Origin of the sequence: Streptomyces sp. NPDC056628 (assembly GCF_042792555.1) — a bacterium.
Lineage (GTDB): Bacteria > Actinomycetota > Actinomycetes > Streptomycetales > Streptomycetaceae > Streptomyces.
The window spans coordinates 18,325-32,977 of the sequence record NZ_JBHTWG010000053.1; the positions used below are offsets into that span (position 1 = coordinate 18,325).

14 protein-coding genes are annotated in these 14,653 nt (G+C 70.7%); 3 read left to right on the top strand and 11 right to left on the bottom strand.

Translation table 11 applies throughout. The annotated features are described in order from the left end of the window. Positions 1-70: 70 nt before the first annotated feature. Genes ACFRAC_RS34395 through ACFRAC_RS34410 form a run of 4 tightly spaced genes read right to left on the bottom strand, consistent with a single transcriptional unit; the run spans position 71 to position 4,666 of the window. On the bottom strand, positions 71-2,764 hold the full coding sequence (locus ACFRAC_RS34395; protein WP_382938316.1) for an ATP-binding protein: 2,694 nt from the start codon (positions 2,762-2,764) through the stop codon (positions 71-73). Further along, a complete protein-coding gene (locus tag ACFRAC_RS34400; RefSeq protein WP_382938318.1) occupies positions 2,761-3,399 on the bottom strand; it encodes a hypothetical protein in 639 nt (212 codons plus the stop codon). The genes ACFRAC_RS34395 and ACFRAC_RS34400 overlap by 4 nt, the downstream gene beginning before the upstream one ends. Further along, positions 3,396-3,737 carry a hypothetical protein gene (locus ACFRAC_RS34405; protein WP_382938320.1) on the bottom strand — a complete coding sequence of 114 codons (342 nt, stop codon included), beginning with the start codon at positions 3,735-3,737 and terminating at the stop codon, positions 3,396-3,398. Before ACFRAC_RS34405 ends, ACFRAC_RS34400 begins: the two co-directional genes overlap by 4 nt. Further along, positions 3,734-4,666 (bottom strand): conjugal transfer protein, encoded by a 933-nt coding sequence (locus ACFRAC_RS34410; protein ID WP_382938323.1) that lies wholly within the window; start codon positions 4,664-4,666, stop codon positions 3,734-3,736. Before ACFRAC_RS34410 ends, ACFRAC_RS34405 begins: the two co-directional genes overlap by 4 nt. 708 nt (positions 4,667-5,374) lie before the next feature. On the opposite strand from ACFRAC_RS34410, the gene ACFRAC_RS34415 reads away from it, so the two are divergent. Genes ACFRAC_RS34415 through ACFRAC_RS34425 form a run of 3 tightly spaced genes read left to right on the top strand, consistent with a single transcriptional unit; the run spans position 5,375 to position 8,257 of the window. Continuing rightward, entirely contained in the window at positions 5,375-6,808 is a 1,434-nt protein-coding gene (locus ACFRAC_RS34415) for a hypothetical protein (protein ID WP_382938327.1), read from the top strand. 27 nt (positions 6,809-6,835) lie between these two features. After that, positions 6,836-7,714 carry a hypothetical protein gene (locus ACFRAC_RS34420; protein WP_382938329.1) on the top strand — a complete coding sequence of 293 codons (879 nt, stop codon included), beginning with the start codon at positions 6,836-6,838 and terminating at the stop codon, positions 7,712-7,714. A gap of 15 nt (positions 7,715-7,729) precedes the next feature. Then, positions 7,730-8,257 (top strand): hypothetical protein, encoded by a 528-nt coding sequence (locus ACFRAC_RS34425; protein ID WP_382938331.1) that lies wholly within the window; start codon positions 7,730-7,732, stop codon positions 8,255-8,257. 44 nt (positions 8,258-8,301) lie between these two features. Here ACFRAC_RS34425 and eis read toward each other — a convergent pair whose 3' ends face one another. From eis to ACFRAC_RS34460, 7 genes are all read right to left on the bottom strand, one after another. Beyond that, on the bottom strand, positions 8,302-9,468 hold the full coding sequence (eis, locus tag ACFRAC_RS34430; RefSeq protein ID WP_382938335.1) for an enhanced intracellular survival protein Eis: 1,167 nt from the start codon (positions 9,466-9,468) through the stop codon (positions 8,302-8,304). A 15-nt stretch (positions 9,469-9,483) separates the two neighbouring features. After that, positions 9,484-10,020 (bottom strand): MaoC family dehydratase, encoded by a 537-nt coding sequence (locus ACFRAC_RS34435; RefSeq protein ID WP_382938338.1) that lies wholly within the window; start codon positions 10,018-10,020, stop codon positions 9,484-9,486. Next, a complete protein-coding gene (locus ACFRAC_RS34440) occupies positions 10,017-10,877 on the bottom strand; it encodes an HpcH/HpaI aldolase/citrate lyase family protein (protein WP_382938343.1) in 861 nt (286 codons plus the stop codon). Before ACFRAC_RS34440 ends, ACFRAC_RS34435 begins: the two co-directional genes overlap by 4 nt. Next, a complete protein-coding gene (dmpG, locus tag ACFRAC_RS34445) occupies positions 10,877-11,896 on the bottom strand; it encodes a 4-hydroxy-2-oxovalerate aldolase (protein WP_382938348.1) in 1,020 nt (339 codons plus the stop codon). The genes ACFRAC_RS34440 and dmpG overlap by 1 nt, the downstream gene beginning before the upstream one ends. Further along, the gene (locus tag ACFRAC_RS34450; protein WP_382938350.1) at positions 11,893-12,783 is read right to left on the bottom strand and encodes an acetylating acetaldehyde dehydrogenase; all 891 of its coding nucleotides are present in this window, start codon (positions 12,781-12,783) and stop codon (positions 11,893-11,895) included. The genes dmpG and ACFRAC_RS34450 overlap by 4 nt, the downstream gene beginning before the upstream one ends. Before the next feature lie 25 nt (positions 12,784-12,808). Continuing rightward, positions 12,809-13,564 carry a 2-keto-4-pentenoate hydratase gene (locus ACFRAC_RS34455; RefSeq protein ID WP_382938355.1) on the bottom strand — a complete coding sequence of 252 codons (756 nt, stop codon included), beginning with the start codon at positions 13,562-13,564 and terminating at the stop codon, positions 12,809-12,811. A 97-nt stretch (positions 13,565-13,661) separates the two neighbouring features. Beyond that, positions 13,662-14,309 carry an NUDIX hydrolase gene (locus ACFRAC_RS34460; RefSeq protein WP_382938352.1) on the bottom strand — a complete coding sequence of 216 codons (648 nt, stop codon included), beginning with the start codon at positions 14,307-14,309 and terminating at the stop codon, positions 13,662-13,664. Between the last annotated feature and the right edge of the window lie 344 nt (positions 14,310-14,653).

Below are 14,653 nucleotides of genomic sequence, written 5' to 3' on the forward strand. Positions count from 1 at the left end.
GCGGCGACGGCGACGGTGAGGTGGCTTGAGGCGGCGCCGGCGTGCCGGGCGCGGTGGGAGGGCGATGTGGTCATCCGGGGTGCCCCTTGGGTCGGGCCTCCACGGCCTCACCGGCGAGCGGCTCCGGCACGGAGTGCGAATGAGCGCTCGGACGGCGTCCGGGCGTGGTGGTGATGGAGGTGGTGATGCGCGGGATGCGGGGGATGGAGACTTTGACGCGGCCGGTGTTCTGGCGCGGGCAGGTCAGCAGAAACTCGCCTTCTCGGCCCTTTTGGCCCACGGGGGAGAGGCCGGTGGTCACCAGCCGCACCAGGGCGTCGTCGTTCGGATCGAGCCCGACGAACTCAAGTCCGCGTCGGGCACGTTCGCGGTCGGTGGTGCGGGCGAGCGCCCGGTAGGCCATGAGGCTTCGGTCCGGGCCGAGTTCGGCGGCGTCGTGCGAGCCCGCCAGGAGCCCGGCGCCGTGTTTGCGGCCGTCGTGGAGTAATTCGTGGACCAGGGCGGTGCCCTCGGCGGACGAGGTCAGCCAGTACAACTCGTCCATGACCACCTGCGTGAACCGTAGAGGGTCCTCGAACGCGGTCTGCCGGGCGATCGCGGCGATCAGGTAGAGCACCGCGCGGCCGATCAGCGCTTCCAGCGGCTGCTGGTGCAGCACTTCGGGCTTGTCGAACGCCTGCTTGGGAGGCAGTTTCAGCCCGGTCGTGGTGATCACGATCATGTCGGAGGTGCTGGAGGCGTCCAGCCGGACCGGCGGCAGGCTCGGGTCGAAGACCATCCGGGCCAGGGAGTTGGTGGCGATGACGCGGACGAGTCCGGCGAGGGTGGAGGCCGCGTCCTTCCGCGTGCCCACCTCACGCCCGGCCATCTCCTCGAGGACTTCAAGGACGCGGTGCATGGACGGCTGCTGGCCGGCGGCGGCCTGCTCGACGGCGTGGTGGAGGACCTCGCCGGATGTGCTCATCGGGCCGATGCCGAGCTGCAGGGTGAGATAGGACAGGGCGTAGTGCCGTCCTTCGGGCCCGTGGAACAGGCGCAGCGGGTCGATGGAGACCTCGGCCTGGGCGGCGTCGATGATTTGCACGCGGCCTTTGGCCGCGGTGCGGGCGAAGGTGGCCCATTCGCGGAGGGGGGTGCGGTCGATGCAGATGGCGCAGCCGCCGCGTGCCCACACCGCTTCCGCGATCAGCTTCTGCAGCACGCTCTTGCCCGCGCCCAGGTCGCCGACGATGCCCATGGAGGCGGAGGCCTCGACCTTGGGGGCGTCCGCCACGTTGATCATGACGGGGCGGGTGGTGCCGCTGTCCAGGTCGATGCCGAGGAACGTCCCGTTGGGGTCGCCGACCTGGGCGGTGGTGAAGGCCCCGGACAGTGCCCAGTCCTCACTGATCTGGTGCTGGGTGAACTCCCGGAGCATCCCGGGCCGTATGGTGCCGGGCAGGCCGAGGGTGAACAGGGCTTCCTGCAGGCCGGCCGGGCGTACCGCGCGGTAGTCGGCGCCGCCGAGCAGCGCGGTGAGCGCGCGGGCCCGGGCGTCGCAGACGGCGGCCGTCGGCCCCCACACGGTCAGCGCGGTGACGGACTGCACCTCGACCTCGACCGACGTACGCGACAGACGGGCATCCAGTTCGCTCAGGTCGCGGGCAGCCTCGGTCAGAGAGGCCGGCATGCCGGTGGGGCGGGCGTCGTACTGGTCGGCCTGGTCGATGAGTTCGTTCTTCTTGCGCCGCACCTGCTCGCGGGCCTTCTCCGCGGGCACGAGGGTGAGATCGACGGTGTAGTCGACCGGAAAGTCGAGCATCTCCAGCTGGGCGAACAGGTCCGCGGCATCCTGGCTGACCGCGGGCGGACACTCGGCCAGCACCAACTGCGCCTGGTAGCCGACTCCTGCGTCGGACTCGATCTGCAGCCAGCGCCGCGCCAGCGGCGAGCCGGTGTTCACCCGCCACCAGGCCCTGCGGCCCGACCGCGTGATCCGGCCCCCAGTCCTGAGCTGGTCGACGTCGTCGAGTTCGGGGTCGATGCCTCCTTCCTGCAGGCGGACCTGGCCAAGGTCGGCGTAGCTCGGTGAGCGCAGCACGGCGCCCCGGACCTGCCCGCCGTACAACTTGCTGGTCTCGGCTTCGGCGAGCAGGGGTTCGGCGAGGCCGCGGTTCAGGGCGTGCTGGATCATCCACACGATCTCCGCCGGGCGGGCCGGGCGGAAGGCGATGCCGCCGGCGAGCGCGGCCTCCACCCGCAAAGCCTGCTCGCGGTAGCCGGTCACCTCGCGCCGTGCGACCAGTGCCGGGCGCATGCCCAGCGACGGCGCCATTTCGGCCCACGCCGCTGCGAGTGGCGTGAAGACCTGCAGGCCGCCTGTCTCGGTCTGCAACGGAACGGCCAGCCACAGGGTGCGACGGTGCATCTCCTGGTCGTCCAGCAGCTGAAGGGTGGCCTCGACGTTCTCCACCCACGGGTGCGGCCCCGCCTCGGGTGGCTGCTCGGCCGGCTCGACGCCCTCGATCATCTTCAGGGCGATCTCGCCGGGGTCGACCTGCGCGCACAGACCGAACAGCCGCGGTGCCCCGGACAGCGACCGCACCAGGTGCGTGATCTTTGCGAGCTGTTCGTCGCGCACCGCAGCGGGCACATAGGTGCCCTGGGCACTCTCCTCATGTCGGCCCTGCGCGTCCGGACCAGGGTGCAGGCGGTAGAGGGCCCACACGCTGCCGTGCGTCGACCACACCAGGTGGCCGGCGATGTGACGGATCGGAACCCTCACGGCGCACCCCCGGGCTGGGCGTGCGCGAGCAGCAGCAGCTGCACACCGGAGACCGGCCCTGCGGGCACGACAGGAGCAACCGGCTGAGTGGGGCGGTGCGCGCAGGAGCCAGCGCAGGCCCGCCGCGCAAGCGGCGCCCGCGAGGCAGCGCTGTGCCCAGCCTCAGAAGAGGGTGCGGCCTTCGCCCCCCAGTCCGGCGCGGGCGCGCCCTCGATCGTGAAGCCGCCGAGCAGCGGGCGCGCCGGGTCCGGGGAGGGCGCGTTCTCGATGGTGAAGCCGCCGAGCAGCGCTCGGGCGGCACGGTCACGGGCGGCCCGCCCACCGATCCGCCCTCCCGTGGGCTGCCGGCCGAGCAGCACCCAGCCCCACGCGGCCTGCAGCGGCGCACGGCCGGCGATCTTCGGCCGGCGAACCGCCCAGATCGCCAGCAGCCACACGACGATGGGGACCGGCCCCATCCACGACCACCAGCCGATCGTCTTGACCAGGAGGAAGCCACCGCCGACGGCGACCGCGATCTGCGCGGGGGTGTAGGGGCCGAGCGGGATCTTCCAGTCGGCGACCTTGCCCAGCACCCAAGGGTGGCGTCGGGCGGCCGTGTAGAAGCGGCCCACCCGCGCCGCTGCCGCGGTCACAGCTGGCCCCCGCCGCCCGGCGGGGGGTCGGCAGGGGAGAGGAGTGCCGGCGGGACGGCGCCAGGGACGGCAGGTGCGCCTTTGGCCGGGTTCTTCAGCTCGTCCTCGAACATGTTCGCGAGACTGTCGCGGGAGTTGTACAGCCCAAGCGCGATGATCATCAGCAGCAGGGCGCCGATCCCTGCCTTGAGGCTGAACTTCTGGATCATGATGATGACAACGAGGCAGACGAGGCCGGCCTGAAGACCCTTGGTCGCCCACTCCTTGAACATGGTGATCCACGAATCGCCGAGGTCGTTGAGCTGCCCGGCGAGCAGCAGACTGTGCATCGTGTTCACCGGGCACCCCCGTCCTGAGCCACACGGGAGTCGAGGGCGGCGACTTCCCACCGGCCGGAGCGGGCCTTCAGCATGAGTTCGTACGCCAGCGGCCACTGGCCACCTGCGTCCTGGGCTTTCACCCGGACGAGGACCCGCACCGCCGTGCCGTCGGCCGGGACCTGATCGGCGGCCGCGGCTTCCTCGACCGCGGACACCTGCTCGACGGAGACGGCCGTGTACGGGGCGGGGGAGAGCGCCGGGATCTGCACACCGGGCGCGAGGTAACGGTCGACCTCGCCGGCACCGGTCAGGTAGGCGGCGAAAAACTCCCCCACGCCCGAGGACAGAGCACCCTCGGGGACTCTCACGCCGTACGGCGACTTCGGCACAGCGACTCGGCCCGGGCCGGCCACCACGCCAGGCGCACCGGTCACCGTGAACGCGGCGCCCGAGTCGCCGACGGCCACCGGCACCGTGTAGTGGCGCAACCGTCCGCCTGCGTACTGCACGGCAACCGTCACCGACCACACGCCGTGACCGCGCTGCGCACTGCGCACCGCGGTCACGGATGTAGGCGACGACTGCGCACCCGCTCCCGCGTGGGGCAACTCGACGTCCGGCGCCATCGACTGCGCAAGCCGCGACTGCGCAGTCGTTGCGTCGTCAGCGCTGGCGCGCAGCCACGCGCTGAGAAACAACTGCGCATAGCCGGCCGGGTCGGCGTTGGCCGCCGCGGTGTGCGCAGCGGTGGGCCGGGCCGCAGGGGCCGCCTCGACGGTGGTCGGGGTGGAGGCGACGGTGACCGCGAGGGCGGTGGGGCCGGCCGCGATGGCCGTCCAGAGCGCCAGACGCGAAAGGCGGACGCGGAGCCGCGTCGCCTTCAGCCGGGCGCCGGCCGCCATCGCAGCAGCGCCCTCGCCCGCTGTGGTCTGCTTGCCAGGGGACATGGTTGAACTCCCAGGTCAGAACGTGAATTGCTGACCTTGAGGAAACCCGCCGACCCCGACCCGATCACCGACCACGAGACCCCGACCACGGTCACGATGCAGACACGAAGCCCCTGGCCGGTCCGACCACGGGCCCGACCAGGGGCGGGCCACGGGCCCCACGCGGGATTTGCTGGCGTGCACCGCGTCGTCTGCCGGCACGGCGCCGACGGATGTGCGAAGACCCGTCTGCCTTACCCCGGCCGGCGCCGTCCGCTGGTGCGCACAGGGACTCCACCAGGCCGCGCGGGGGCGGGGGTGCGCATCGGCAGGCCCAGCTCTGTGCATGAGGATCTCGGGCTCCACGGTCCGTGATGCGCACCCGCTGAACGCAACCCGACTGCGCACGGCCTTCGATCTGTTGCGCAGCCCAAATTGCGCACCGCCCACGAAGGCTGCCCGACTGGGGCTGCGCAACGACTGCGCAATGTGCGGGCAGGGTATGGTCGGCCCAACCATGGCCCCGACCGCGGCAGCTGGAAGGGCCGGGTTGCCGGATCGTGACCAGTGGTCGAGGCTCATGGCCGTGCGCCTGGTCGGGGTCGGTGGATGAGCTGACGGCATGGAACGCAGGTACGCCTCCGCTTTCACGCCCACCGAACGCCCCACCCCGGTGGGCACAGTGGGCTGCCGTGGCCGGCACACGCGGCCCGGATCCCGGACGGCGCGGTGAGCGGCCTCGGAGTCGGGGTCCGCCGCGGCGTGATGGCGGCTGATCAGTTCACGCAGATCGCGAACGGACTGTTCCGCGACAGCCGCATCTCCTACCGGGCGAAGGGTCTCTTCGGCTACATCAGCACCCACCGCAACGGATGGCGGGTGACCGTCACCGCCCTGGTTGCCCTGGGCCCCGACGGGCGAGACGCGGTGCGGGCAGGTCTGAACGAGCTGGAGAAGTTCGGCTACTTGGTCCGCGATCGCGTGCGCCACCCCGACGGCACCCTCGGGGGAAGCGTCTACAGTATCACCGGGCGTCCCGCCGCCTGGGACGTTCCCCCGATCGACCCTGCATCCGCAGCCCAAGAACCCGCCGATGGCACTGACCTAGGCAAACCCGACAACGGCTTCGGTGCGGGCATCCGCCGCGGGGAGATGGCAGGAGATCAGTTCACGCAGATCGCCAATGCGCTGTTCAGGGACAACCGCCTCTCCTTCAAAGCGAAGGGGCTGTTCGGCTACATCAGCACCCACCGGGACGGCTGGCAGATCACGGTCGCCGGCCTGGCCGGGCACGGCCGCGAACGCGTCGACGCCGTGACCGGGGGCCTGAAGGAGCTCGAGCAGCACCGGTTCCTGCGGCGTGAACGCGATCGCTACACCGACGGCACGCTCGGGCCGGCCCGGTACGTCATCACCGACCTGCCTGCCCTGCAAAACCGCAGCTCACCACCAGAGTCGGGTTGTCCAGGATTGGTTGGACCAGTGTTGGCTGATCCCGGCACTAAGAACACCATCATCAAGAAGACCAACCAGCAGAAGACCAGCCCCCTCCGTCCGTGCGATCGCGGCGACGCCGCGCGCACAACCGCGCGGGCCGCTCCCTCGCACGCGACACCGTCCCCGAAGCCGCCTCTGGCAGATGGGATGCACGCGGGTATCCGGCTGCTGCTGGAAATCGGGGCGCGCCGTCCCGAACTGCTGCTGACCGGACCGGTACTGACTGATCAAGGCCGTGTGGCGACCGTCATGCTGGAGGCCGGCTGGAGTCCAGAACAGCTGCGACAGGTCATCACCGGCCGAGCGCTGCCGAGCACTGTGCGTACCTCCGTCGGTGCGGTCATCGCCGGCCGGCTCCGCGCCGCCCAGGCCTATCCGCCGCCGGCCACCGCCATCTGTCCCGGCGCGGCGCCACGAGACGAACGGTCTGTGGAGGCGATCAGCAAGCGGTCTTCGACTGCGGCTGCCGCCCGCTCGGTGGTCCAGGCTCTCACCTACCGGGCTCTCGTCGAGTGCGCCGGCTGCGGTGTGCCCGCCACCGCCCTGGGCGAAGACTTGTGCCCGACGTGCCTGGGCTGGCCGCGGTGCCGCGCCTGCCCCGGCCCGACCCGCAAGCGAGCCCACCCCGACGGCGACGGCCGCTGCACGACGTGCGCCTCCGCCTGACCTACCCCACCGGAAGGAAACAGAGCCGTGACCGACACCCGCCGCACACCACCGCCGTCCGGCCCGGCGCAGCACCTGCACGCTTTCGCGGCCACCCCTGGCCGGTGGGAGACGAAACGCGCACGCGCCCTGCGAACCGGCCATCTCCGCGACCACACCTGCACCGCCGAGTGCGAACCCGTGCTCGTCCACGAGCGCACCCGGTGGGGCTGGCTCGCCTGGACGATCCCAGGCGACGGCTCCCGGCCCGACCTTCCCTACCAGATCGCAGTCCTCACCCCCTCCGCCACACCCCTACAGCGCCTGGCCCTGCGCTGGCTGACCCGCCGCCCCGCCCGCCGCATCGGTATGGCCCCCGGCATCCCCGCGCTGCCCCTGACAGCCATCGCGACCGCGTTCCTCAGCCTGGTCGCCGGCCTGTCCGACACGGCCCGTGACATCGGCGCCGGTGTGGCCCTACCAGCGATGGCACTTGCGCCGCTGCTCGCCGAGCACCTGCCGACCACGCTGGATGCCCGGGCCCGCGAGCACGTCCGCACGGTCGAAGGCGCCGGCGTCTGCCGCTACCTCCAGCGCCTCGCCGCCCTGCACACCTGTCTGCTTCAGGCCGCCGGCGGCAGCGACAGCTACGAACTGCGCCGGTCGGCCGAGATCGGCCAGCAACTGCTGTGGGACGCCGCCGACCTCCTCCAAAGGCAGGACGCCCGCTCGGCCTCATGCGAACTCATCGCCCGAGAACGACTGATGCTCCAGCTCGCCGACCAGGTCGCCCAGATCCTGGGGCCCGCATCCGCCCAGGCCCGGCCGAACAACGGGGAGCAGGCCCGTAAGCCGGGGCGGACACCTGGCACCCGGCCGACAACAAAGCCAGCACCGCAGCACACGCGCCCGGTAGCTGACCACTGAAGGGGAGCACCCGCCATGCCCGAACCCCACACCGCTGACCGCACCTCAGCTGTCTACCTGCTCTTCGCCCACGAGCCCTACTACCCCGGCCCCGGACCCCGGGAGATCAACACCACCCTCGTGGCCGCCGACACCCTGCTCCACCCGCGGGTACTCCAGCCTGACGGCGCCCGGATCCACGACCTCCTCACCCGAGGACGGCAGCCGGGCGAGATCATCCCGCTGGCCACCCTCACCCACGAACTGGACGGCGGTGCCGATTGGCCGACGGTCGGCGACTGGGAGCGCGTCACCGTCGATCTGGTGCACCTTGTGCAGACCCGGATGTGCGATGCCCTCAGCCTCGGCCTCCCCGAAGTAGCCCGGGCTCTGATCTGCACCACCCCTGACATCCGGATGCGTGCCTTCGACGCAGTAGCAGAAGAGTTCACCGTCTACGGACCGGAAGACCGCACCAAGGTCCTGACCGAGGTCGGCAGGCTCCTCGCCGGCCTCACGGCCGAGCGACCCTTCTGGCCAGGCGATGGACTATTGCCGCCCTAGCGCCAGGGGGTGGTCTTCCACCGCCGAATTCCGGCGTTCAGTAACTAAAAGTGGTCGGGCAACCAAGGTTCGTGCGCTGTGGTGCACATCAGTCTATTGAGCACTTCCTCGGATCTGGCGTCCACTCCGGCCAGGCGCGCTGCGGTCGCTGTCCGGTAGCCTCCGGCGTACCAGACGGCCAGTTGGCGGCGGGCGAGCCGGACTTCACCAGCGGTGTGTGTCTTGGTGATCTGTGCGGCGCCGCCTTTCACTTCGAGCAGGTACTGGTCCCAGGTCTCGCCGTTCTCGCTTTCGATGTCCAGGGGAATGGCGATGTCGACGTGATCCGGCCAGCCCCGCAGCCGCACCGCTTCCTGCAGGTCGAGGATGCGCAGCATCCACGGGTGCCACGCCTCCGCCGTCAGCCGGTACCGATGGAGGTTGTGCAGCAGCGCAGGATACGGAGGGAGAGCGGAGCGCCGGAAGTGGATGACTGCGGCGCGGGTGTGATGGATGGCGAGGAACGCCATCATCTCGCCGACGGTGTTCGCGTCGGCGGCCCAGAAGTCGTGCACGGTCAGCTGCATCCCGTGCCGCTCGCTGCGTTTCATGGCGAACGACAGCAGCCCCGTGGGTGCCTGTCCGGGGCCGAACCGGTACGTGATCAACTGTTGCTTGTCGTCGATCCAGGCCGGCCACCAGGCCGGGCGTTTCACGGGCCCGTTCCACTGCTGGGCCAGGCGCCGTTGCAGCTTGTCGGCTTCCGTCGTACGGCCGTGCTCGACCGGCAGCCCTGAGCGGGTGAAGGCCCGCTTGAGGTCGTCGGTGGCGATGGACCACGCGAACACGGGAACGGGGGCTTCCCAGCCGAGGCGGCGCACGTACCCGCCCGATGTCGTCCATAGCGTGGAGATCACCGCTCCCTGCTCGCGCAGGTGACGGAGCCGTGCGGCGAGCATGTCGACGGAGAGGCGGGCGCCGCGTTCCTCGGGGGCGACGCACCCCGCGCTGAGCAAGGCAGAGGGCACGGGGACTCCGCCGAAGAACTGCGGGACGAGGAGGCCGAGGCCGCCGGCGATTACCCGCCCGTTCCGGACGGCGACGCGAATGTCCGCGTGCGGGCGCAGGCGGCTGATGTCACCCACGGGATGGCCGTAGCTGCGAGTGGCCAGGGCGTCGTACTGCTGCCACAGCTCGTCGTCGGCCTGCACGATCCCGATCGCATCAGGCATGTCGCCATCCCCTTTCTAGTAGTTGGTGCGGTCACGGACGGCATCGGCGTCGATGGGGACGAAGAAGCTGCGCGAGAACGTCACCACCGCCTTGCCGTCCTGGTTGTGGCCGATCGTGCGACTGGTGATGATCCCGGTGTCCGGGCGGCTTCGGGACAACCGGCGGCCGGTGATCTCCGTCTCCGCGTAGAGGGTGTCGCCCACGAACACAGGGCGGGTGAACCGGATCGACTCGAAGCCGAGGTTGGCGATGGTCAGGCCGCTGGTGCTGCGCACGGTCATCCCGCCGACGATGTGGAGGGTGACGCTGCTGCACACCAGGGGCCTGCCCCACTCGGTGAGGCCGCTGTAGTGGGCATCGGTGTGGATCGGGGCATCATTGCCGCCGAGCGTGGTCATCACGACGTTGTCGGCCTCGGTGATGGTGCGCCCGGGCCGGTGCTCGATGACCAGGCCCTCGGCCAGCTCGTGGTAGCCGAGACCGACGACCTCTCGGTAGCGGCCCTCGGCGATCCGCCGGAACCCCGCGGGAGCTGGGATGCTGGTGGTCACGCGCTGACCTCGCGCGGCGTGCGGCCGTCCACGCGAGCCAGCAGCGCCCGGGCGGCTTTGACCATGGGCGGGCCGATCATCTGCCCCTCGACGCGGACGATGCGGCCGCCGGCTCCGTCGGCGGCGGCCACGATGGCGCGGGCGGCGGCGACGTCCTTGGCTGTCGGCGTGAACACGTTTGTGACGACGGGGAGCTGGCGGGGATGCACGCAGCACTTCCCGGCGAAGCCCAGGTCCCTGGCACGTTCGGTTTCGTCCCGCAGCCCGTCCAGGTCGTCCAGGTCGAAGTACGGGGAGTCGATCACGCGGATGCCTGCGGCGGCGGCGCTGGTGACCAGCGCGGACCGGGCATGCAGCATCGCTTCCCAGCTCTTGGAACAGCCGAGAGCCGTCGCGTAGTCCGCCGTTCCGAACACCACCCCGGCGATGCGCTCGGCCCGCACGATCGACGGCAGCTCTTCAAACGCACGCGGCGTCTCGATCAGCGCATACAGGTGCGGCGTATAGCCGGGCGCGTCGAGTGTCCCGGCGGCGATCTCGAAATCCCTCGCCGACTCCGCTTTGGGGATCAGCACGATGTCCGGCCGGACCGGGTAGTCGGCGATGGCCGCCAGGTCGAAAATGCCGTCGCGGGTGGTGGGAGAGCTGATCCGGACGCCGAGGACGCGACCGGCCGCCGTGGGCGCGGTGAAGAACGCGGCGGCACCCTGCCGGGCTTGCGGTTTCAGGGCGGCGGGCACGGAGTCCTCGAGGTCGACCAGGGCGACGTCCGCGCCGCAGCCGTGCGCGGCCGGGAAACGGGCGGATTCGTGACCGGGCGTGACGAACCACACCCCAGCCGGGGCCAACGTCTGCATCATCGGCCAGCCCCCTGTGCAGCCAGGCTGCGCGCCGCGTCAGGGATCAGGTCCTCCTGCCCGGCGATGACCCGGCGTTGGCCGAGCTCGACGAAGAGGTCCCAGGGGTGCACTCCCTGGCTCTCGGCGGCAGCCAGGACGGGCCTTTTGAACCCGGAGAACACCCCGGTCAGCCCGGAAATCAGGCTGGTGGAGTCGATCGTCGGCGGTGAGGGCATCAGCGTCCGCTCGGCGAGATCGGCGGCGTCGGCCAGGCGCCGCAGGTCGATCCCGGTCCGGTAGCCGTAGCGCTCCAGCACGGCCACGAGAACTTCCAGCTGGGTGTTGCCCGCGCCCGCGCCGAATCCCCGCGCGCACGCGTCGATCGTGCGAGCGCCGGCCTCGACGGCCGCGACCGAGTTCGCCACGGCCATCCCGAGGTTGTTGTGCCCGTGGAACGCCACCGGCACGTCGACCGCCGCGGTGATGGCGGTGATTCGGGCGGTGACGTCGCCGGGCAGGTAGTGACCGGCGCTGTCGAAGATGCACACCGCCTGCGCGCCGTAGCCGACCATCAGGGCGCACTGCTCGGCGAGTTCGCCAGGGCTGGCCATGTGGCTCATCAGCAGCACGCCCTGCGCCTCGGCGCCGAGCTCGCGAATGACGCCCAGGTGGCGTTCGGTGACGCTGGCCTCGGTGCAGTGTGCGGCCACGCGCACCACGTCCACACCGTGGCGGACGGCGTTCCGCAGGTCGGCTGTAGTGGCCCAGCCGGGCAGCATGAGGGTGGCCAGCCTGCTGTGGGTGAGGGCTTCGCGGACAGTGGAGAGCATCTCGCCGTCGCTGAGCCTGCTGCGGCCGACCTGCAGGGAGGAGGCGCCGAGCCCGTTGCCGTGGCCGACCTCGACCACGGGGACACCGGCCGCGTCGACCGCCGCGGCGTAGGTGCGGATCTGCCCGGCATCCAGCTGGTGCCGCACCGCGTGCTGGCCGTCGCGCAGGGTGGGGTCGTGCACGGTCACGGTGGTCTGAGCGATCATCGGGCGAGCTCCTTCAGCGCGGGGGCCTTGGCGAGGGCGTGCTGCTCGGCCGCGTAGATGGCCGCGGCGCTGATCACCTCGAGGTTCCCGGCATGCATCGGCATCCGGTTGCGAGTGGCGGCCACCTCCGCGACGACACAGACCGTGTCGCCGGCGACGGTGCAGGAGGTGATCCGATAGCCGGGCACCAGAGCCCGCATGGCCGCCGCAGCCTCATCCACGACGCCGCGGACCGGGCCCTGCTCCACCCCCGGGGCCACCACCGTTGTGGCGATACGGAACGGTGGTGGCGGCGCGGCCGCAGAGATGTTCAGCATCGCCTTGGCCACGCCGGTCCCGGTGAACCGGCGGATTGCGTCCTGGGTCGTCTCCACGTACTCGTCGAGGTTGAGACGGCTGGCCCGGCCGACGCTGACGCTGGCGGCCGTGGCCACCATCTCCACATACCGGGGCCGGTAGTGCTGAGCGAGGGCATGCAAGACGGGGAGAGAGGCTTGCCCGCCGCAGGAGACGAGGCCGATGTGCTGGTGCCGGGCTGCCTGATCGCCATTCACGGTCGGTGCGATCAGCGCACCCGCGCTGGTAGGGGTGAGGTCGATGAGCACCGCGCCGGTGCTGGCGAGCCGGGCCCAGTGACCGGGGTGCTCGAATGCGTTCGTGGCGTCGAAGACGACGTCGAACCTCTGGCCGGAGTCGAGCAAGGCTGTGACGCCGCCCGCTGCGGTAGTGCAGCCGAGCTCGGCGGCCTGTGTCAGTCCGCGACTGTTCGCGGTGCGGCCGACGACGAGCCCGCAGCTCAGGTGGGGGGAGTTCAGCATGCGCTCGACGAGGTCGAGCCCGAGTAAGCCGGAGCCGAGGACGGCCGCGTTCACGGTGCTGGATGCCATGTGTGCTCCACGTGTGGGTGGCGGGTCAGACGACCCGTAGATCGACGGAGGGGAGCCGGGTGGAGGTGGCCCGGAAGTGTGTGCCAGGGGTGAGAGGGAGGCTCGCGTGCACCGATCCGGCCAGGACGATGTCGCCGGCGCGCAAGGTGATGCCCAGGACGGGCAGCCGGTGCGTCAGCCAGGCCAGTGCCTTGAGCGGGTCGCCGAGGATGTCACGCCCCTGTCCGGCCGCGACATCCTCCCCGTCTGCTTCCAACCGGATCTGCTCGGCGGTCAGGTCCCAGGCCGGATCGAACGGGACCGGGCTGCCGGTGACCACGCCGGCGCAGGCGGCGTTTGCGGCGATGCTGTCGACCAGAGCGATGTTCCAGTCGGGGAACACGGTGTCGAGGACCTCGAACGCGAGAAACACCTCGCCCACAGCCGAACGGACGGTACCCAGGTCCGAGGGCTCGGCCAGGTCGCGACGGAGCCGGAAGGCGATCTCGGTCTCGATCCTCGGGCTCATGAAGTCGGCCGACCGCAGCCGGGCTCCACTGGCGGCGACCATGTCGGTCAGGACAACTCCTGAGTCGAGCTCGTCAATGCCCATCTGCTCCCGCATGGCGGCCGAGGTCAGTCCGATCTTGTGACCAGCGATCCGGGCCCCCGACGAAACCTGCTTGTCCAGGTTGATCCGCTGGATGCGGTAGGCGTCCGCAGGGGTCAGACCCGGGAAGCGCTTCGACAGCAGCGGGACGGGAACGCCGGTTCGGGCAGCGCCGACCAGCTCCTCCGCCACCCCCGCCAAGACCCCCTCTGTTTCGAGCCCGGCCGTCTGTCCGGCTGGATGGTCATGCGTGTTGCCGGGACTGGGCATCGGCCATCTCCCTGTAGGTCTAGTCGGTCGTGTCACTCGCGGCATGGCGTGCGGCGAGCACCGGCAGGAAGTCGGCGTAGCGGCCGCCAAGCCCCGCCACGTCGGTGTCCGACCCGATGAACGCGATGCGGTCCAGTTCCGGGGTGCGTCCCCGCGTGTTCTCGGCGGCGACGAGCTGCGTGTACTGCTTGGTGAGCGCGTCAGCCGGGCATGCGGGAGCACGGAAGTGCACGCCCACATTGCCCTTGTCACCGCGGGTCACCGTCCACAGCTGCAGGTCCTCGGACGCGGCCTCGCGCCCGACCTCCTCCGCGAGCTCCCGCACCGCGTGCCGGCGCAGGCACTCCAGGTCCAGGGCGGCGCCCGCCTCGGGGGGCTCGATCGTCCCGCCGGGCAGCTGCCAGCGCCCCGAATGCGCGGTCGACGACGCCATCCGCCCCACCAGCAGCCGCCCGTCATCCGTGGGCTGCCCGACGGACACGAACACCGACGGGGCGGACACAGCGTGGACCGGGTCCAACCGCAAGAGATACAGGCGGTAGGTCGCCCGGTACCAAGTCAGCATCAGGGTCTGCGAGTCCTTCCACTCCAGTCCCGCGCACACCACGGTGGGACCGTCGAACAGCGACGGATTCGCGGCGACGGCCTCTTCCCACCTGCGCTTCATGGCCGCCGTCTGCTCATCGGTGAGCCGGGGCGGATCCGTCTCCGCCAGGAGCAGGCGACGGACGCCGGAAAACTCAACGGCTGGAACCTGCGGATGATTGGTCAACGAAACCTCCTGTTGAGAGCCCTCAGTACTTGGCGCAGGCGTCGAGTCCTCGCACCGGCGCTTGAGAAGAATCCGCTCCGTAGACCCGCGCTGACCAGTACCGTAAGGGTCGCGAAGGGTGGCGAAATTGCCACATTGCGTGACTACTGAACTTGATTGGGTGATGTCGGTGCCGTCCGCCTGACAGTTGGGTGTCGGCACTGGTAGCCCTGGGGCGTGAGGTACGCGCAGGGCGGCGG

Coding starts and splice junctions, on each gene's coding strand:
- ACFRAC_RS34460 (WP_382938352.1), bottom strand. CDS start 14,309: ATGAAGCGCAGGTGGGAAGAGGCCGTCGCCGCGAATCCGTCGCTGTTC.
- ACFRAC_RS34410 (WP_382938323.1), bottom strand. CDS start 4,666: ATGTCCCCTGGCAAGCAGACCACAGCGGGCGAGGGCGCTGCTGCGATG.
- eis (WP_382938335.1), bottom strand. CDS start 9,468: ATGCCTGATGCGATCGGGATCGTGCAGGCCGACGACGAGCTGTGGCAG.
- ACFRAC_RS34425 (WP_382938331.1), top strand. CDS start 7,730: ATGCCCGAACCCCACACCGCTGACCGCACCTCAGCTGTCTACCTGCTC.
- ACFRAC_RS34440 (WP_382938343.1), bottom strand. CDS start 10,877: ATGCAGACGTTGGCCCCGGCTGGGGTGTGGTTCGTCACGCCCGGTCAC.
- dmpG (WP_382938348.1), bottom strand. CDS start 11,896: ATGATCGCTCAGACCACCGTGACCGTGCACGACCCCACCCTGCGCGAC.
- ACFRAC_RS34450 (WP_382938350.1), bottom strand. CDS start 12,783: ATGGCATCCAGCACCGTGAACGCGGCCGTCCTCGGCTCCGGCTTACTC.